Origin of the sequence: Yimella sp. NH-Cas1, from assembly GCF_022359705.1 — a bacterium.
Lineage (GTDB): Bacteria > Actinomycetota > Actinomycetes > Actinomycetales > Dermatophilaceae > Yimella > Yimella lutea.
On record NZ_JAKSGG010000003.1, the window covers coordinates 1,165,886 to 1,184,692 of the forward strand.

An 18,807-nucleotide genomic window follows, 5' to 3' on the forward strand; every position below is an offset into this window, starting at 1 on the left:
CATGCGCCGTGGCGTACGCGTCGGCGTCGACGTGGGCTCCGTCCGGGTCGGGATCGCGATCTGCGACCCGGACGGCCTCATCGCGACCCCGGAGACGACCCTCGCGCGGGACGCCGCCACGAACCGCGACATCCAGCAGACGCTGGAACTGGTCGACGTGCGTTCCGCCGTCGAGGTGATCGTGGGGCTGCCGAGGTCGTTGTCCGGCGACGAAGGGGCGGCCGCCGAGGCAGCGCGCGCCTGGGCGACCGCTCTGCACCGAGCCAGACCATCCATCGGGGTGAGGCTGGTCGACGAACGGCTCACCACGGTGGACGCTCACCGGGCGATGCGCGACGCCGGAGTTTCGACACGGCGCAGCAAAAGCGTGATCGACAGCCAGGCGGCTGCGATGATCTTGCAAGTCGCGTTGGACACAGAACGTACGACCGGTGCGCCCCCAGGCATCGCCGTGGGCGGGCGCAAACCCGCCACCGGCGGTCGACGTGAAGAAGAAGGGCACTTGATGAACGACTCCCGTCTCTCCGATTCGATCTTCGGAGAGGGAGAAGACCGCGGGCAGCCGGCCGGGAAACTTCCCGACCGGCGGGAGCCGGCCGCGCAATCGCGTGCGCAGGCGCGTGACATGCGTCCGTTCGCGCAGGCTGACAACCCAGAGGGTCCGAACCGTCGCAACCGCTCCTGCCTGGTGATGGCTCTCGCGAGCGTGCTGGTTCTCGGTGGTTTCGGGCTGGCTCTCAAGACCGTGGGCACCGACCTCATTCCCAGCATCGGCGCAGGCAGATCCGGCGGTGGTGATTACGCAGGTGAGGGCACCGGTACGGTCGAGGTCAAGGTCAAGCCGGGTGACTCCGGCCATGCCATCGGGGTCGCTCTGAAGGAGGCCGGCGTCGTGAAGTCCGCCGGAACCTTCGCCTCCGTCGCCGGGGCGAACCCGGAGTTCTCCAAGGTGCAGCCCGGCACGTACAAGATGAAGAAGCAGATGAGTTCGCAGTCGGCGCTCAACCTGCTGCTCGACCCCGCAACCCGCATGTCCAAGGGCGTGACAGTGCGTGAGGGCATGTGGGTGAGCGAGATCTTCGCGACCCTTTCCAAGCAGACCGGTGTTCCGGTGGCCGAGTACAAGAAGGTCGATCCGAAGGCGCTCGGCCTCCCGCCGGCCGCTGATGGCCAGCTCGAAGGCTTCCTGTTCCCCTCCACCTACGAGTTCGAGCCGAGCGCGACCGCGTCCGAGCAGCTCAAGGCGATGGTCGCACTGGGTAAGAAGCAGCTGAACCAGCTGGGTGTTCCGGCGGACCAGTTGCGCAAGACCGTGATCGTGGCGTCGTTCGTCCAAGGTGAGTCGCGGCTGGGTGCCGACGGCGCGAAGGTGGCGCGCGTGATCGACAACCGCGAGGAGAAGGGGATGCCGCTGCAGATGGACTCCTCGATCCACTACATCACCCAGAAGCGCGGCACCGTCACCACCACCGACAAGGAACGTAACGACAACAGCCCGTACAACACCTACAAGCATCCGGGTCTGCCCCCTGGCCCGATCAACAACCCGGGTCTGGAAGCGCTCAAGGCAGCGGCCAAGCCCGCCACCGGACCGTGGCTCTACTTCGTGACGGTGAACCAGGAGACCGGCGAGACGAAGTTCGAGACCGACTACGGCGCCCACCTGAAGAATGTTCGTGAGTTCCAGGCCTGGTGCCGCAACAATCCGGGCAAGTGCTGATCCGTCGGGCGGCGGTGCTCGGTTCGCCGATCGAGCACTCGCTGTCGCCGGTGCTCCACCGGGCGGCGTACGAGGCGTTGGGGTTGGACGACTGGCGCTACGAGCGGTTCGAGGTCGACGAGTCCGCCCTGGCGGAGTTCGTCGGATCCCTCGGTACGGAGTGGGCGGGTCTCTCCCTCACGATGCCGTTGAAGGAGGAGGCGCTCGTCCTCGCTGCGCACTGTGATCCGATCGCGCTCCAGACCGGTGCGGTCAACACGCTTGTCCCCACCGAGTCGGGTTGGCACGGCTACAACACCGACGTCCACGGGGTGGTCGCCGCTCTGCAGGACGCCGGGGTGGGAACGGCCGCGACTGGCCGGGCACTCGTGCTTGGTTCGGGCGCGACTGCCCGGTCGGTGTTGGCCGCACTGGCCGAACTCGGCGTGCTGGACGTGACCCTCGCCGTCCGCAAGGACGCGCGCGCCTCGACACTCGCCCAGGCAAATGATCACGCAATGACCACCGACGTCGTCTCACTGACCGACGCCGGCGTGCACGCACACGGATACGACCTGGTCATCAGTACCCTCCCGCCCGGCGGCGCGGACGGCTTCGCGGGGGTGGCAAGCGCGAGTCCGGTGCGTGCCCGGACCGGAACGGTGTGGATGGACGCCGTCTACGCCGGCTGGCCGACCGCCTTCGCCGATTCGGGTGAGCACACCGGCGCTCGTGTCGTCTCCGGTCTGGAGATGCTGATCCACCAGGCTGTGCGACAGGTCGAGTTGATGACCGGCCGGGTTCCGCCGCTCAATGCCGTCCAGCAGGCTGGACACGCTGCACTCGCGGCCCGCGAGGCGTGAAAAGATCGCGCACATGTTGCGCTGGTTGACCGCAGGTGAGTCCCACGGGCCGTGCCTGACCGCCGTTCTCGAAGGATTGCCCGCAGGGGTCGAGGTGTCCTCGTCCGATCTGCAGGCTGCTCTGGCCCGCCGCCGTCTCGGCCATGGTCGGGGGGCGCGGATGAAGTTCGAGCAGGACGAGGTGTCCTTCGGTGGCGGTGTGCGCCACGGTCGCACCCTCGGGTCGCCGATCGCGATCACGATCGCCAACACCGAATGGCCCAAATGGCAGGCCGTCATGGGTACCGACCCGGTCGACGAGGGCGCGATCGCTGCCGCAGACGACATCGGTGCGCCGCAGGAGCTCGCCCGTAACCGTCCGCTGACCCGTCCGCGTCCGGGCCATGCCGACCTCGTCGGTATGCAGAAGTACGGGTTCGACGAGGCGCGCCCCATTCTCGAACGTGCCTCCGCACGCGAGACCGCGGCACGCGTGGCCCTGGGAGCGGTGGCCGAAGCGTTCCTGGAGCAGGCATACGGCATCGAACTGGTCTCGCACACCGTGTCGATCGGTACCGCCGGTTCGGCGCCCGACGCTTCGCTGCCGGTCCCGGCCGATGTCGAGGCGCTCGATGCCGACCCGGTTCGCTCGCTGGATCCGCACGGATCCGCTGCGATGGTGGCCGAGGTCGACGCGGCGAAGAAGGACGGCGACACGCTCGGTGGGGTGGTCGAGGTGCTGGCGTACGGGTTACCCCCGGGCCTCGGTTCACACGTGCACTGGGACCGCCGCCTCGACGCGCGGCTGGCCGGTGCCTTGATGGGGATCCAAGCGATCAAGGGTGTGGAGGTGGGCGACGGCTTCCTCACCGCGGCTCGTCGCGGATCCGCGGCCCACGACGAGATCGACCGCACCGACGCAGTGATCCGGCGGGCCTCCAACCGCGCAGGAGGTACCGAAGGTGGCATGTCGACGGGCGAGCCGCTGCGGGTGCGTGCCGCGATGAAGCCGATCTCCACCGTCCCGCGTGCCCTGCGCACGGTCGACGTGAGTACGGGGGAGGCGTCGACGGCGATCCACCAGCGCTCTGACGTGTGCGCGGTGCCGGCGGCGGGGGTCGTGGCGCAAGCCATGGTGGCTCTTGTGCTCGCCGAGGCATGCGTGGAGAAGTTCGGCGGCGACAGCGTCGCCGAGACGGCCCGCAACCACCGCGCCTATCTCGACGCGATTCCCGAGCTGATGAAGTCCTTCGAGTCGCAGGAGGGATCGTGACTGTTCGTCCGACGGTTGTGCTGATCGGCCCGCCGGGGGCGGGCAAGTCGACGGTCGGGGCGCGCCTGGCGCAGAAGCTCGGCACGGAGTTCGTCGATACCGACGCGCTCGTCGAGCAGACCGACGGTCGCACGATCAGCGACATCTTCGTCGAGGACGGCGAGCCTGCGTTCCGCCGCATGGAGGCCGACGCGGTCGCCCGAGCCCTCGACGGTGTGGGCGTCGTCGCGCTCGGCGGGGGAGCGCCGATGCAGCCGAGCGTCGCCGAACTCCTGAGTGGTCACCATGTCGTCTTTCTCGACGTCTCGATCTCGGACGCATCGGGACGCATTGGTTTCGATGCCTCCCGACCGTTGCTCGCCGTCAACCCGCGCGCCACCTGGACCCGGTTGATGAACGAGCGCCGTCCTACCTATGAGGCGCTCGCGAGCGTCCGCATCGACACCGCAGGGTGCACGCCCGAGCAGGTCGTCGAGCAGGTGAACGCCTGGTTGGCGCGCAAATCATGAGTGCCACCAAGGTGATACGGGTTGGTGACGATTACGAAGTATTTATCGGACGTGGAGTCGCCGACCAGGTCGCCGACCACGTCGGGGACGCGATGCGGGTCCTGCTCGTGCACGCCCCCGCCGTGGCCGACAAAGCCGAACAAGTCGCAGCCTCGTTGCGAACCGGCGACCGCCAGGTGGTGGTTCGCGTCCTGCCCGACGCCGAGTCGGCCAAACAGATCAGCGTCGCCGCCGACCTGTGGGCGACCCTCGGACAAGCAGGATTCACCCGTACCGATGTCGTCGTCGCCCTCGGCGGCGGTGCCACCACCGATCTCGGCGGATTCGTCGCGGCCGGTTGGTTGCGGGGAGTTCCCGTGGTGCAGGTGCCCACCACCCTGCTCGGCATGGTCGATGCCGCGGTCGGTGGCAAGACCGGGGTCAACACGGCCGAGGGCAAGAACCTCGTCGGTGCGTTCCATTCCCCGTCCGCTGTGGTGTGCGATCTGGATCTGCTGCACACCTTGCCGTTGGCCGACCTGGTTGCCGGGTTCGCCGAAGTGATCAAGTGCGGTTTCATCGCCGACCCGCAGATCCTTCGTCTGATCGAAAGCGACCCCGAGGCGGCCTTGGACGTCGACGGCGAGGTGTTGCCCGAACTCGTCTCGCGAGCTGTCGCCGTCAAGGCGCGTGTGGTGGCCGCCGACCCGCGCGAATCCTCGCTGCGGGAGATTCTCAACTACGGCCACACGTTCGCCCACGCCATCGAGCAGGTGGAGAACTACCGGTGGCGGCACGGCGACGCCGTTGCGGTCGGCATGGTGTACGTCGCCGAACTGGCCTGTCGCGCAGGCATGTTGGACGAGACGATCGTCGCCGAGCACCGCCGCATTCTCGACCTTGTCGGGCTGCCGACCCGCTACGAACCCGGCCGGTGGGACGAACTGGTGACCGCCATGTCGCGGGACAAGAAGACGCGCGGAGCCACCTTGCGTTTCGTGGTGCTCACCGACATCGCCGAGCCGGCGCGCCTGGAGGGCCCCGACCCGCAGTGGCTGCGCGAGGCGTACGACGCGGTCAGCTGAGTCCCACCGTTCGGCGCATCATTGCGCGGTGGCCGACGGGGGAGCGGAGCCACCGGTGGGTTCGCCGACCATGAGTTCGTTGATCTGGGATCGCCACGGTTCGCCCAGGCGTCCCCAGCCCGGCTCGTACTCGTAGATCTCGCCGACCGGCGTGCCCTTCCGGTTGCCGAGCATGAGCTCGACGTCGTCCTGATCGAGCAGGCTCGGGTGCATGACGCCGACGGCCTCGCTCACCTTGAGCAGGTCACGGCGCATCGTGCGCAGGTAATTGGCGACGCGGACCGCCTTCAGCTCCGGTTCGAGGCCACGCTCCAGCCACTTGTTCTGAGTCGCGACACCGGTGGGGCAGGTGTCCTTGTGGCACTTCTGGGTCTGCAAACAGCCGATCGCGAGCATCGCTTCGCGCGCGACGTTGACCATGTCGATGCCGAGCGCGTAACCGACGGCCGCATTGCGCGGCAGACCCAGCTTCCCGGAGCCGATGAATGTGAGCTGATCGGTGATGCCGGTCCTCGCGAACCGGGCGTACACCCGGGTGAACCCGATCAGGAACGGCAGCGCCACCGCGTCGCTGAAGACCAGCGGTGCCGCACCGGTGCCGCCTTCGCCGCCGTCGATGGTGACGAAGTCGACACCGCGCTGACCGTCGGCCATGGTCGCCGCCAGTTCGTCCCAGAAGGCGAGGTCGCCGACGGCCGACTTGATGCCCACCGGCAGACCCGTGCGTTGCGCGATGAGTTCGACGAAGTCGAGCATCGAATCGACGTCGCCGAACTCCGCGTGCCGGGACGGGCTGATGACGTCCTGACCGGCCGGGACGCCCCGGATCTCGGCGATCTCCTGGCTGACCTTGGCGGCCGGCAGCACGCCGCCCAGGCCGGGTTTGGCGCCCTGCGACAGTTTGATCTCGACGGCGCGGACGGGTGCCGACTCCACCAGAGCTGCGAGCCGATCGATGTCGAACCGGCCGTGCTCGTCCCGACAGCCGAAGTAACCGGTGCCGATCTGGAAGATCAGGTCGCCGCCCTGACGGTGGTGCTTGGACAGCCCGCCCTCGCCGGTGTTGTGCAGGGCGCCGGCTTGCTTCACGCCGGCGTTGAGGGCGTGAATCGCGTTGCCGGACAACGATCCGAAGCTCATCGCCGACACGTTCACGACGCTGCCCGGCCGGAACGCCTTCGCGCGTCCGCGGGGCGCGCCGAGGATCTTCGCGCTGGGCAGGACGACGTCGTTCCCGACGTGGGCGCCGGTCGGAGGGGGAGTCGGACTGAATGTGCGGTGCTTGATGATCGAGTAGCCCTCGTCGGTCTCGACGTTGTTGTCGGTGCCGAACGCGACGTAGTTGTTCTCGCCCTTCGCGGAGGCGTAGATCCAGGCGCGCTGGTCGCGGCTGAACGGCCGTTCCTCGTCGTTCGACGCCACGACGTACTGCCTCATCTCCGGACCGATCGTCTCGATCGCGTAGCGGGCATGACCGATCAGCGGGAAGTTGCGAAGCAGGGAGTGCTTGCGCTGCAGCACGTCGCGGGCGGCAACTCCGGCGGCTGCCATCAACGGCACGGCGGCGATCAGCGAACGGTTCATGAGGGAAGTCTGCCGTCTGCGCGCCTCGTCCGAGCCGGCCGGCCCCGACAGGTATGACCGGCGCCCGATCGGACGCGTGACCGGAGCACCGGTGTGCCGCCGGTACCATGGTCCAGTTCCCGGGCCGGTCGACCGTTGCTGGTCGCTGCCCAGACCTCGACGATGAAAGTGAACCGCGCGTGGCATCCACGAACGACCTGAAAAACGGAATGGTCCTCAAGATCGACAACGGGCTGTGGTCGGTCGTCGAGTTCCAGCACGTCAAGCCCGGTAAGGGCCCGGCCTTCGTGCGCACCAAGCTCAAGAACGTCCTGTCCGGCAAGACCGTCGACAAGACCTTCAACGCCGGCGTCAAGGTCGAGACCGCGAATGTCGACCGCTCCGACATGCAGTACCTGTACAAGGACGGCAACGACTACGTCTTCATGGACGTGAAGTCCTACGACCAGATCAACATCCCCGCCGAGACCGTCGGCGATGCAGCGAACTTCCTGCTGGAGAACCAGGAAGCCATCGTCGCCCAGAACGAGGGCACGGTGCTGTACGTCGAGCTCCCGGCCGCCGTCGTCCTGGAGATCACCCACACCGAACCGGGCCTGCAGGGTGACCGCTCCACCGGCGGCACGAAGCCCGCGACGTTGGAGACCGGCGCCGAGATCTCGGTGCCCTTGTTCCTGGAGACGGGCACGAAGGTCAAGGTCGACACCCGCGACGGTTCGTACCTCGGCCGCGTGAACTGACGTATGGGTGCTCGCACCAAGGCGCGTAAGCGCGCACTCGACCTGCTCTTCGAGGCCGAGCAGCGTGGCGTGAACGCGGTGACCCTGCTCGACGAGCGGGTCGAGGCGCCGGTGACCCCGGCGCCGCTGCCGGAATACACCGGCGACCTCGTGCGTGGAGTCGTGCGCAACTGGGCGGCGATCAACGACGCACTGACCACGTACGCCAAGGACTGGCCGCTGGACCGGATGCCCGCCGTCGACCGCAACCTGTTGCGCATCGGCGCGTTCGAGTTGCTCTACAACGACGAGGTGCCCGACCGCGTGGCGATCGCCGAGGCCGTCGGCCTCGCCACCGAGCTGTCGACCGACGAGTCGCCGAAGTTCGTCAACGGCTTGCTCAACCGGCTGGCCGAGGTCAAGGACACACTGGTCTAGAAACGACCGGAGGTTCGGGGGAGGACGAGTGCGGAACCGCGCGCGCAGCAGCGCCGTCGCAGCTGACGTGACCGCGCTCGCCCCCGAACGATCGACAGCAGTTGCCTGCAGGGCTGCCCGCTCGGCGCGTTGGGCGCTCGTCGACGTCGTTCGTGGTGTCGCGATCGTGGCGGTGGTGCTCTACCACCTGGTGTGGGACCTCGGCCATTTCGGCGTCACCGAGCACTGGGCCCGAACGCCGTCGGGGCGCATGACAGGACACGTCATCGCCGGCACCTTCTTGTTGCTCACCGGGGTGAGTCTCGCTCTGGCACACCGGCATTCGGTCGACCTCCGGACGTTCGGACGACGGTTGCTCAAGCTGCTCGCCGCCGCGTACGCCATCACCGCGGTGAGCCTCGTCCTGGCGCCCCAGTTCATGGTGACCTTCGGGATCCTGCAGAACATCGCGCTCACCAGCGTGCTGCTCCTGCCTTTCCTTCGGGCCTCGCGGTTGGTGGCCATCGGCGCGGCTCTGATCAGCGCGGCGCTTCCGGCGATCGTCTCCATCGACTCGACATCGCGCTGGGTCACCTGGACTGGTCTGACGCCGACGCTCTCGCCGAGTCTCGACGTCCAACCACTGCTGCCTATGTTCGCGCTGTCGCTGCTCGGCCTCGTCCTCACCCGCACGTTGCTCGGCAATGAAGTATTGCGGGACCGGGTGGCGTCCTGGCAGCCCACCGGCCCGGTCTCGACCGCATCGCAGACACTCGGGCGGCACACACTCGCCATCTACCTTGCCCACCAGCCTGTGCTGTTCGGCGCTCTGTCCCTGCTTGTGTTGCTCGAACTCATCTAAGAGCCTTCAACGTGCCCAAGTCCCGGTCGCCGAGAGCATCTGCACGATAAGGTTTGCCGATCTGTCTCAATCCCCGGGGGGAATCGCACCGCATGGACCCTCACCGTCGAACCCGCCGGGCCGGCGTGGTGGCAGCGCTGCTGGCGGGTGTGCTCGCCACCGGCTGCAGTGGTGCTCGTTCAGCAGGCACGGCCGCCTCGACGTCCCCGGTGACCACCTCGGCCGGCACATCGAGCAGCGGATCGTCCCCGAGCTCGACGGCGCTGAGGACGGCGTCCGCCAGCACGTCGACCAGGCCGACGACGACATCGACATCCATGACACGCGACCCGGTGGGCGAGGCGCTGTTTCGTCGGGGCCTGAGCGACCAGGTCGATGTGAGTGCGCACGGCATGTCCAGCGTGCGGCAGGGTCGCTTCGTCGTCGTGGGTGATGTGCCACGCGGGCGCCTGGCTCAGATCGCGAGCACTGCCGTGAAGTTCGACGGCGAGGTCGCCGACTATGTCAACTCGGTCCCGAAGGAGCCGTTGCTGATCCTCGCGCCCGCGAAGGCCGACCGAATCGTTTAAGCAGGTCGTGATGCTTGGTCGGGACCGCCCGCCTGTCGGTACCGGGTGCGACCGGCAGTCGGATCTCGGCTAGGCTCGCACGCGCTCGACATCCTTTAACGATTCCGTCCTGTGAGGCGGCGAAGGAGGTCCTGACGCCATGCGTCCTGACTCAACAGACTCCCCGTCCGAAGGCACCTCTTCCACGGGTCGAGTAGTCCTCAACTCCAGCGACATTCAGCGCGCGCTGCGCCGGATCGCCCACGAAGTGGTCGAGCACAACAAGGGAGCCGATGACCTCGTCGTGCTCGGTATCCCGGCCCGCGGAGCGGTACTCGCCACACGCCTGGCCGACTCCCTGCGCGAGGTCGAAGGCACCGAGGTGCCCGTCGGCACGCTCGACGTGACGATGTACCGCGACGATCTGCGCCGCAACCCGGTGCGCACCGCGTTGCCGACGACCATTCCGGACTGCGGGGTCGATGACAGGGTCGTGGTGCTGGTCGACGATGTGCTGTACTCCGGCCGTACCGTTCGAGCGGCACTGGACGCACTCGGTGACCTCGGCCGGCCGCGCGCCGTCCGGCTCGCCGTGCTGGTCGACCGTGGTCACCGTGAACTCCCGATCCGCGCCGACCACGTCGGGAAGAACCTGCCCACGTCCAGCCAGGAGCGGGTGTACGTGCGACTGACCGAGTTCGACGATGTCGAGGACGAAGTGCGCATCGACGCCGGAAAGGCCGACATGAGCGAGGGGGACCAGCGATGAAGCACCTACTCTCGGCCGCCGATCTGTCCAAGGACCAGGTGCTCGAGCTGCTCGACACCGCCGAGCAGATGCACGACGTGCAGCACCGCGATGTCAAGAAGCTGCCCGCGTTGCGCGGACGGACGGTCGTGAACCTCTTCTTCGAGGACTCCACCCGCACCCGATCTTCCTTCGAGATCGCCGGCAAGTGGTTGTCCGCCGACGTCATCAACGTCTCGGCGAAGGGCTCCTCCGTCAGCAAGGGCGAGTCGCTGCGCGACACCGTCATGACCGTCGCCTCGATGGGGGTCGACGGGCTGATCATCCGCCACCACGCCAGTGGTGCCCCCGCACAGGTGGCCCGGTGGGTCAATGCCGCCATTGTCAATGCGGGCGACGGTACGCACGAACACCCCACCCAGGCCCTGCTGGACGCGTACACGATGCGTCGCCGGCTGGGCGACCTCGAAGGCAAACACGTCGCGATCGTGGGCGACCTCACCCACTCGCGCGTCGTGCGCAGCAATCTGCTGCTGCTGCGCACGCTCGGAGCGCAGATCACGCTGGTCGCGCCGCCGACGTTGATGCCGAGTGGTATCTCCGATTGGGCCGCGGCGGAGGGATTCTCGATCACCGGCGAGCTCGACCCCGTGCTGCCGACGATCGACGTCGCGATGATGTTGCGGGTGCAGAAGGAACGGATGAGCGGCGGCTACTTCCCGACGCCCCGTGAGTACACCATCGGCTACGGCCTGACCCGCGACCGATTGCGCAAGCTGCCGGAGCATGCGGTGATCTGCCACCCCGGCCCGATGAACCGGGGCCTGGAGATCGCGGCCGACGCCGCCGACGAAGCCCGTTCGGCGATCCTGGACCAAGTGTCCGCCGGTGTCGCCGTCCGGATGAGCGTTCTGTACCACCTGCTCGGAGGAAACGCGTGAGCACCGAAGACACCACCGAAAGCAGCGCCTACCTGATCAAGGGTGCTGACATCCTCGGCCGCGGAGCCGGCGACCTGCTGCTGGCCGACGGTGTGATCCGTGGGCTCGGCTCGATCGACGCACCTGCCGACGCGATCGTGCTCGACGCGGACGGCCTGGTCGCATTGCCCGGACTGGTCGATCTGCACACCCACCTGCGCGAGCCCGGCCGGGAGGACGCCGAGACGGTCGCCACCGGATCCGCCGCCGCGGCGGCCGGTGGGTTCACCGCCGTCCTGGCGATGGCGAACACCAACCCGGTGACCGATACCGCCGAGGCCGCGGAGCACATCCACGACCTGGGCCGCCGCTGCGGTCTGGTCGACGTTCATCCCGTCGGCGCCGTGACCAAGGGCCTGGCCGGCGAGGAACTCGCCGAACTCGGCCTCATGCACCGCAGCAGCGCCGCGGTCAACGTCTTCTCCGACGACGGCAAGTGCGTACACGACGCCCGGCTGATGCGCCGCGCGTTGGAGTACGTCCGGGCCTTCGACGCAGTCATCTCCCAGCACAGTCAGGACCCGCGCCTGGCCGACGGACAGGCTTGCTGTCACGAGGGCGAACTGTCCGGACGCCTGGGACTGCCCGGCTGGCCGGTCGTCGCCGAAGAAGTCATCGTGGCACGCGATGTGATGCTCGCCCGGCACACGAACTCTCGGGTGCACGTGGCGCATGTGTCGACGGCCGGTTCGGTCGAGGTGATCCGTTGGGCGAAGGCTCAGGGCATCAAGGTGACCGCCGAGGTCACACCGCACCACCTGATGCTGACCACGGACCTGCTGGCTACCTACGACCCGACGTTCAAGGTGAACCCGCCGCTGCGCCCGAACGAGCACGTGCAGGCGCTGCGCGAGGCGCTCGCCGACGGCACGATCGATGCCGTCGCAACCGATCACGCCCCGCACGCGCGCCACGACAAGGAGCACGCGTTCGGCGAGGCAGCCTTCGGCATGTTGGGTCTGGAGCAGGCGCTGCAGGTGGTCAACACGGTGATGCACCGGGACGGCACGTTGGACTGGGCGGGGGTCGCCGACCGAATGTCCGGTGCACCCGCACGGATCGCCGGGCTCGCCGGTCAAGGGCGCCCGCTCGCCGAAGGGGAGCCGGCCAACCTGGTGCTCTTCGATCCGGAAGGTCAGGTCGTCATCGACGGCGCTGCCTCGCAGTCGCTGTCCCGCAACAACCCGTGGCACGGACGCACCCTGCACGGACAGGTGGTCGCCACCTTCCTGCGCGGTCGCGCCACTGTGCTCGATGGAGAGGTCAACTCGTGAATTCCGTTGTGAACCAAACCCGCTCGCTCGACGAGAGGGAGCGGGCGGTGCTCGTGCTGGAGGACGGCACGAGGTTCGAGGGTGAGGCCTACGGTGCCGTGGGCAGCACGTTCGGAGAGGCCGTTTTCTCGACCGGCATGACCGGCTACCAGGAGACACTCACCGACCCCAGCTACCACAAGCAGGTCGTGGTCATGACCGCGCCGCACGTCGGCAATACCGGCGTCAACGACGACGACGCCGAGAGCAAGCGCATCTGGGTGAGCGGCTACGTGGTGCGTGACCCCGCCCTGCGCCCGTCGAACTGGCGCTCGCAGCGCACGCTCGAGGACGACCTGCGCGAGCAGGGTGTGGTCGGCATCTGCGGCGTCGATACCCGGGCGCTCACCCGTCACCTGCGCGAGCGGGGGCCATGCGGGTCGGGATCTTCTCCGGACCCGACGACATCGAGGGCGACCTCGTCGAGAAGGTTGCCGAGCAGCCGTTGATGGCCGGGGCCGAGCTGGCGTCCGAGGTCTCCACCGAGCGGGCCTACGTGGTGCCGGCAGTGGGGGACAAGCGGTTCACCGTGGCCGCGCTCGACCTGGGCATCAAGGCGATGACTCCGCAGAGGATGGCCGAGCGAGGCATCGAGGTCCACGTGTTTCCGGCGACCTCGACCATCGAGGAGATCCGGGCCGTGAACCCCGACGGCGTCTTCTTCTCCAACGGCCCGGGTGACCCGGCGACGGCCCCGCAGGTGGAGGTGCTGCGCGAGGTGCTGCGCGCCGGGATTCCGTTCTTCGGCATCTGCTTCGGCAACCAGTTGCTCGGGCGAGCGCTCGGGTTCGGCACGTACAAGCTGAAGTACGGCCACCGCGGCATCAACCAACCGGTGATGGACCGTCGCACCGGCAAGGTCGAGATCACCGCGCACAACCACGGCTTCGCGGTCGATGCGCCCCTCGACGGGGACGTCGAGGCCCCGGCCGGCGCCGAGTTCGGACGCGTCCGCGTCTCCCACGTGTGTCTCAACGACGACGTGGTGGAGGGCCTGGAGTGCCTGGACATCCCAGCGTTCTCGGTGCAGTACCACCCGGAAGCTGCCGCCGGTCCGCACGACGCCGCATACCTGTTCGACCGCTTCGTCGAACTGCTCGAAACCACTGCAGGAGGCAAGCACTGATGCCCAAGCGCGAGGACATCAAGTCGGTCCTGGTGATCGGCTCCGGCCCGATCGTCATCGGTCAGGCCTGCGAGTTCGACTACTCCGGCACCCAGGCCTGCCGGGTGCTGCGCGAGGAGGGGATCCGGGTCGTCCTGGTCAACTCCAACCCGGCGACGATCATGACCGACCCGGAGTTCGCCGACGCCACTTATGTCGAGCCGATCACCCCGGACGTCGTCGAGGCGATCATCGCCAAGGAACGCCCGGACGCGGTGCTGGCCACCCTCGGGGGCCAGACCGCCCTCAACACGGCGATCGCCCTGCACGAGCGCGGGACGTTGGAGAAGTACAACTGTCCGCTGATCGGTGCGAACGTCGAGGCGATCGAACTCGGTGAGGACCGGGAACGGTTCAAAGGTGTCGTCGAGCGCTGCGGCGCCGAGTCGGCGAAGTCGAAGATCTGTCACTCCATGGACGAATGCCTCGACGCCGCAAAGGAACTCGGCTACCCGGTCGTCGTCCGTCCGTCGTTCACGATGGGCGGTCTCGGCTCTGGTTTCGCCTACGACGAGGATGACCTGCGTCGCATCGCCGGCGCCGGTCTGCAGTACAGCCCGACCACCGAGGTGCTCCTGGAGGAGTCGATCCTCGGCTGGAAGGAGTACGAACTCGAGGTGATGCGTGACCACGCCGACAACGTCGTTGTGGTGTGTTCGATCGAGAACCTCGACCCGATGGGCGTGCACACCGGCGACTCGATCACCGTCGCCCCGGCGCTGACGCTCACCGACCGCGAGTACCAGAAGCTGCGCGACATCGGCATCGCCGTGATCCGCGAGGTCGGTGTCGACACCGGCGGGTGCAACATCCAGTTCGCGGTCAACCCCGCCGACGGACGCATCATCGTCATCGAGATGAACCCGCGAGTCTCGCGATCGTCCGCATTGGCTTCCAAGGCAACGGGATTCCCGATCGCCAAGATCGCGGCCAAGATGGCGATCGGCTACACGCTCGACGAAGTGCCGAACGACATCACCGAGCAGACCCCGGCCAGTTTCGAGCCGACGCTCGACTATGTGGTGGTCAAGGTGCCGCGGTTCGCGTTCGAGAAGTTCCCTGCGGCCGACCCGACGCTGACCACCACGATGAAGTCGGTGGGCGAGGCGATGTCGATCGGCCGCAACTTCACCGAGGCCCTGCAGAAGGCGCTGCGTTCGATGGAGCGCAAGGACGCGACCTTCCACTGGCGCAAGGACATCGCGCCGACCATCGAGGCCGGTCGCGAACTGCTGGAGCAGGCGAAGACACCGACCGACGGGCGAATCGTCCTGGTGCAGCAGGCGTTGCGTTCCGGGTTGTCTGTGCAGGAAGTGCACGACGCGACCGGTATAGACCCGTGGTTCCTGGACCAGATCGAGCTGATCAACCAAATCGCCACGAAGGTGGAACAGGCCGATCGGCTCACCCCGCAGCTGCTGCGCCTGGCGAAGCGGCACGGCTTCTCCGACAGCCAGTTGGCGCAGCTCACCGGCACCCCGGAGGCGGTCGTCCGCGGCGTCCGTCACGCGCTCGGTGTGCGTCCGGTGTTCAAGACGGTCGACACGTGCGCGGCGGAGTTCCAGGCGTCCACCCCCTACCACTACTCCACCTACGACCAGGAGAACGAGGTCGCGCCGCGCGAGAAGCCGGCCGTCCTCATCCTCGGGTCCGGGCCCAACCGCATCGGTCAGGGAGTCGAGTTCGACTACTCCTGCGTGCACGCGTCGTTCGCTCTGCGCGAAGCGGGTTTCGACACGGTCATGGTCAACTGCAACCCCGAGACCGTCTCAACCGACTACGACACCTCCAGCCGGCTCTACTTCGAGCCGCTGACGCTGGAGGACGTCCTCGAGGTCTTCCACGCCGAGAAGCAGGCCGGCCCGATCGCCGGTGTGATCGTGCAACTCGGCGGGCAGACGCCGCTCGGGCTGGCGAAGGCACTCAAGGACGAAGGTGTGCCGATCGTCGGCACCTCGCCCGAGGCGATCGATCTCGCCGAGGACCGCGGAGCCTTCGGACGCGTGCTCGCCGAGGCCAACCTCCCGGCGCCCAAGCACGGCATCGCCTACAGCGCCGCCGAGGCGGTCGGGGTCGCGAGCGACATCGGCTACCCGGTGCTGGTGCGGCCCTCGTACGTGCTCGGTGGACGCGGCATGGAGATCGTCTACGACGACGACACGTTGCGCGAGTACGTCACCCGGGCGACGACCGCTTCGCCGGAACACCCGGTGCTGGTCGACCGCTTCCTGGACGACGCCATCGAGATCGACGTCGACGCGCTCTTCGACGGCAACGAGATGTACCTCGGCGGCATCATGGAGCACATCGAGGAGGCCGGTATCCACTCCGGTGACTCCGCGTGCACCCTGCCGCCGGTCACGCTCGGCGCGCAGGAGATCGAACGGGTGCGCGAGTCCACCCGTCGCCTCGCCGAAGGCATCGGCGTCCGTGGGCTGATGAACGTCCAGTTCGCCCTCGCGCAGGACATCCTCTACGTGCTGGAGGCCAACCCCCGGGCCAGCCGCACCGTGCCGTTCGTCGCCAAGGCGACCGGAGTGCCGCTGGCGAAGGCGGCCGCACGCGTGATGCTGGGCGCGAGCATCAAGCAACTGCGCGACGAAGGGCTGCTCCCACAGACCGGCGACGGCTCGGAACTGCCGAGCCACGCGCCGATCTCCGTCAAGGAGGCGGTGCTGCCGTTCAAGCGCTTCCGCACCCGGGAGGGCGACGTCGTCGACAGCCTGCTCGGCCCGGAGATGCGTTCGACCGGTGAGGTCATGGGTATCGACCGCGACTTCGGCTCGGCGTTCGCCAAGGCCCAACTCGGCGCGATCAGCGGATTGCCGACGTCCGGCGTGGTCTTCGTCTCCGCCGCGAACCGTGACAAGCGCGCGATGATCTTCCCGGTGAAGCGGCTGACCGACCTCGGGTTCACCGTCATGGCGACCAGCGGTACGGCAGAAGTGCTGCGCCGCAACGGAATTCCGGCACAGGTAGTGCGCAAGCACAGTCTCGGACGCGGCGCGGACGGTGAACCGACGATCGTCGACCGCATCCTCGCCGGCGAGGTCGACATGGTGTTCAACTCGCCCTCGGGCGGTGGAGCACGGGCGGACGGCTACGCGATTCGTGCGGCCACGACCAGCATGGACCGGCCGATCATCACCACCGTGCAGGAACTCGGTGCCGCGGTGCAGGGCATCGAGTCGTTGCAGACGGGGGAGATCCGGGTGAAGCCGCTGCAGGCTCACGCCGCGGATCTCGACCTGTACGGCCGGACGGGCGCAGCGGGTGCTGGTCACCAGCAAAGCTGAGGTCATCGCGACCCGGCGGATGGGCGCGTTCCGGCACCTGACACTGGTCGCGCCGCAGATCGCCGACATCGCCAAGCCGGGTCAGTTCGTGTCCGCCGCGGTCGGTGGTCACGCCTCGGCGCTGGTCGGGCGACGCACCGTCCCGATCAGCAACGCGTCACCCAGTGGCACGTACGGCGGCACGGTCGAGATCATCGTCGACTCCGACGGTGACGCCGGCGTCCGGTGGCTTGCCGAACGCCGAGCCCACGACGAGGTCGACCTCATCGGGCCGATCGGTCGGCCGTTCCCGTTGCCGTCGAGCGCGGTCGATGCGGTCGTCGTCGGGGTGGGTGCGAGTGCTGCTTCGCTGAGCTGGCTCGCCGGCCAGTTGCGTGATCGAGGCTGCCGGATCGACCTGGTGCTGGGCGGCACCGATGACCGGCACCTGGTGGGAGTCGTCGAGGTACGCCGCATCGTCGGCAACGTGTCCGTCGTGCTGCCGTCAGCTGACACCAGCCTGGCGCAGCAGGTGGCCGCGGCCGTGCGTCAGTTGCTGCGCACCGGTGACGCGTCTGTGGTCTACGCGGCCGGCAGAGCGCCGCACCTGGCCGCAGTGGCCGCGGTGGCGCAGCCGTTCGGTGTCGTCGTCCAGTGCTGCATCGACGAGGAAATGCCCTGTGGCACAGGACTGTGCGGTAGCTGCGAGGTGCCGGTGCAGTCGAAATCGGGCGACCGGCATTCGATCCGTTGCTGTACCGAGGGCGCTGTCCTTCGTGCCGACCGGGTGCGTTGGCCGCTGTACCTGCAGGACCTGTCCGGCACCTCGACCGTGGTCACGTCATGAGCGCCGCACTCGACGTGCTCGCGGTGGACGTCGGCGGGCTGCGTCTGAAACACCCGGTGATGGGTGCCTCCGGTTGCGTGGCCTTCGGGCGCGAACTCAAACGCCTGGGCATCGCCGACGATCTCGCGGCCATCGTCACTCCGTCGATGACCGCCAGCACCCGACCGGCCTCACGACGCGGGGTGCTGCGGGAGTCGGCGAGCGGTCTGCTCGCACCCACCGAGCGTCCCTCGTTGGGCGTCGACCGATTGCGACCGACCGCGTTGCCATGGGACGACGATGCGATCGGGCAGGTCGTGGTGTCGATCGCGGGTACGACGATCGGCGAATACGCCGAAGTAGCACAGGGATTGCGGCGCAACTCGCTGATGCGCAGGGTCGCAGCTGTCGAGATGAACCTGGCCTGCCCCGACGCGAAGAACTCCGGACGGCCGTTCTCGCACGACGAGTTCCAGGCGACCAAAGCGGTGGCCCGGGTGCGCGAGGAACTCCCGCGCTCGGTGCCGCTGCTGGCGAAGCTCAGCGCCGACGTCACGGACGTCGCCGACATCGCCCGTGGGTGCGTGAAGGCCGGCGCGACGGCGATCGTGGTCGGCAGCCCGTTGCGTGCGATCGGTCGTCCCTCCGGTCCGCACCAGCACATCGACGTCGCTGCCCCCAGCGGTGGCCTGTCCGGCCCGGCGATCCTGCCGGTCACGTTGCGCGCGATCTGGGACCTGCGTGCCGCCGTCCGTTCGGGACGTCTGGCTCCCGTGCATCTGGTTGCCGTCGGGGGAGTGAGCAGCGCGGCGGATGCACTCGCGGCGCTCGCCGTCGGAGCCACCGCCGTGCAGTTGGGCACGGCTCTGCTGCACGATCCGTCCAGCGCGCGCTCCGTCGTCGATGGTCTGTCAGAACACTTGAGTCACAACGGAATCGACAGCGTGCTCGACCTCGTCGGGCTCGCTCACGAAGGGTGAACG

General features: G+C 68.0%; 17 protein-coding genes and 1 pseudogene. 16 read left to right on the forward strand and 2 right to left on the reverse strand.

All coding sequences use genetic code 11. From position 1 onward, the window contains the following. Window position 1: 1 nt before the first annotated feature. The 5 genes from mltG to aroB are packed head-to-tail and all read left to right on the forward strand — an operon-like array spanning window position 2 to window position 5,387. A complete protein-coding gene (gene mltG, locus MF407_RS05960) occupies window positions 2-1,720 on the forward strand; it encodes an endolytic transglycosylase MltG (RefSeq protein ID WP_239701742.1) in 1,719 nt (572 codons plus the stop codon). After that, window positions 1,714-2,562 carry a shikimate dehydrogenase gene (locus tag MF407_RS05965; RefSeq protein ID WP_211345186.1) on the forward strand — a complete coding sequence of 283 codons (849 nt, stop codon included), beginning with the start codon at window positions 1,714-1,716 and terminating at the stop codon, window positions 2,560-2,562. The genes mltG and MF407_RS05965 overlap by 7 nt, the downstream gene beginning before the upstream one ends. A 13-nt stretch (window positions 2,563-2,575) precedes the next feature. Continuing rightward, on the forward strand, window positions 2,576-3,814 hold the full coding sequence (gene aroC, locus MF407_RS05970) for a chorismate synthase (RefSeq protein WP_239701743.1): 1,239 nt from the start codon (window positions 2,576-2,578) through the stop codon (window positions 3,812-3,814). Further along, entirely contained in the window at window positions 3,811-4,323 is a 513-nt protein-coding gene (locus MF407_RS05975) for a shikimate kinase (RefSeq protein ID WP_239701744.1), read from the forward strand. The genes aroC and MF407_RS05975 overlap by 4 nt, the downstream gene beginning before the upstream one ends. Further along, on the forward strand, window positions 4,320-5,387 hold the full coding sequence (aroB, locus tag MF407_RS05980; RefSeq protein WP_239701745.1) for a 3-dehydroquinate synthase: 1,068 nt from the start codon (window positions 4,320-4,322) through the stop codon (window positions 5,385-5,387). Before MF407_RS05975 ends, aroB begins: the two co-directional genes overlap by 4 nt. Before the next feature lie 18 nt (window positions 5,388-5,405). On the opposite strand, the gene MF407_RS05985 is transcribed toward aroB, so the two are convergent. Continuing rightward, complete coding sequence (locus MF407_RS05985; RefSeq protein ID WP_239701746.1) at window positions 5,406-6,971, reverse strand: FMN-binding glutamate synthase family protein; 1,566 nt, start codon at window positions 6,969-6,971, stop codon at window positions 5,406-5,408. A 179-nt stretch (window positions 6,972-7,150) separates the two neighbouring features. Here MF407_RS05985 and efp point away from each other — a divergent pair, with 179 nt between their 5' ends. Genes efp through MF407_RS06000 form a run of 3 tightly spaced genes read left to right on the forward strand, consistent with a single transcriptional unit; the run spans window position 7,151 to window position 8,969 of the window. Next, window positions 7,151-7,711, forward strand: coding sequence for an elongation factor P (efp, locus tag MF407_RS05990; RefSeq protein WP_129625013.1), 561 nt, complete (start codon window positions 7,151-7,153; stop codon window positions 7,709-7,711). Between the two features lie 3 nt (window positions 7,712-7,714). Continuing rightward, window positions 7,715-8,128 carry a transcription antitermination factor NusB gene (nusB, locus tag MF407_RS05995; protein ID WP_129625014.1) on the forward strand — a complete coding sequence of 138 codons (414 nt, stop codon included), beginning with the start codon at window positions 7,715-7,717 and terminating at the stop codon, window positions 8,126-8,128. A gap of 28 nt (window positions 8,129-8,156) precedes the next feature. Beyond that, window positions 8,157-8,969, forward strand: a complete 813-nt coding sequence (locus MF407_RS06000) for a heparan-alpha-glucosaminide N-acetyltransferase (protein ID WP_239701747.1) — start codon at window positions 8,157-8,159, stop codon at window positions 8,967-8,969. Window positions 8,970-9,069: 100 nt separating this feature from the next. On the opposite strand, the gene MF407_RS06005 is transcribed toward MF407_RS06000, so the two are convergent. Further along, window positions 9,070-9,288, reverse strand: coding sequence for a hypothetical protein (locus MF407_RS06005; RefSeq protein WP_239701748.1), 219 nt, complete (start codon window positions 9,286-9,288; stop codon window positions 9,070-9,072). Between MF407_RS06005 and MF407_RS06010 the strand changes: the two genes are divergently transcribed. The 8 genes and pseudogenes from MF407_RS06010 to MF407_RS06045 all read left to right on the forward strand — a co-directional run bounded on the left by MF407_RS06010 (window position 9,287) and on the right by MF407_RS06045 (window position 18,804). Next, a complete protein-coding gene (locus MF407_RS06010) occupies window positions 9,287-9,538 on the forward strand; it encodes a hypothetical protein (RefSeq protein ID WP_239701749.1) in 252 nt (83 codons plus the stop codon). The genes MF407_RS06005 and MF407_RS06010 overlap by 2 nt on opposite strands. Before the next feature lie 139 nt (window positions 9,539-9,677). Beyond that, window positions 9,678-10,286: a bifunctional pyr operon transcriptional regulator/uracil phosphoribosyltransferase PyrR gene (gene pyrR / locus MF407_RS06015; protein ID WP_129625018.1), complete on the forward strand. Its 609-nt coding sequence runs from the start codon at window positions 9,678-9,680 to the stop codon at window positions 10,284-10,286. Further along, window positions 10,283-11,206, forward strand: a complete 924-nt coding sequence (locus MF407_RS06020; RefSeq protein ID WP_129625019.1) for an aspartate carbamoyltransferase catalytic subunit — start codon at window positions 10,283-10,285, stop codon at window positions 11,204-11,206. The genes pyrR and MF407_RS06020 overlap by 4 nt, the downstream gene beginning before the upstream one ends. Then, complete coding sequence (locus MF407_RS06025; protein ID WP_239701750.1) at window positions 11,203-12,519, forward strand: dihydroorotase; 1,317 nt, start codon at window positions 11,203-11,205, stop codon at window positions 12,517-12,519. The genes MF407_RS06020 and MF407_RS06025 overlap by 4 nt, the downstream gene beginning before the upstream one ends. Window positions 12,520-12,527: 8 nt before the next feature. Then, window positions 12,528-13,684 (forward strand): annotated as a pseudogene (carA, locus tag MF407_RS06030) (glutamine-hydrolyzing carbamoyl-phosphate synthase small subunit). Then, a complete protein-coding gene (gene carB, locus MF407_RS06035; RefSeq protein ID WP_239701751.1) occupies window positions 13,684-17,019 on the forward strand; it encodes a carbamoyl-phosphate synthase large subunit in 3,336 nt (1,111 codons plus the stop codon). Before carA ends, carB begins: the two are co-directional and overlap by 1 nt. Then, the gene (locus MF407_RS06040; RefSeq protein ID WP_239701752.1) at window positions 16,997-17,845 is read left to right on the forward strand and encodes a hypothetical protein; all 849 of its coding nucleotides are present in this window, start codon (window positions 16,997-16,999) and stop codon (window positions 17,843-17,845) included. Before carB ends, MF407_RS06040 begins: the two co-directional genes overlap by 23 nt. Further along, window positions 17,842-18,804 (forward strand): dihydroorotate dehydrogenase, encoded by a 963-nt coding sequence (locus MF407_RS06045; protein WP_239701753.1) that lies wholly within the window; start codon window positions 17,842-17,844, stop codon window positions 18,802-18,804. Before MF407_RS06040 ends, MF407_RS06045 begins: the two co-directional genes overlap by 4 nt. The last annotated feature ends 3 nt before the right edge of the window (window positions 18,805-18,807 follow it).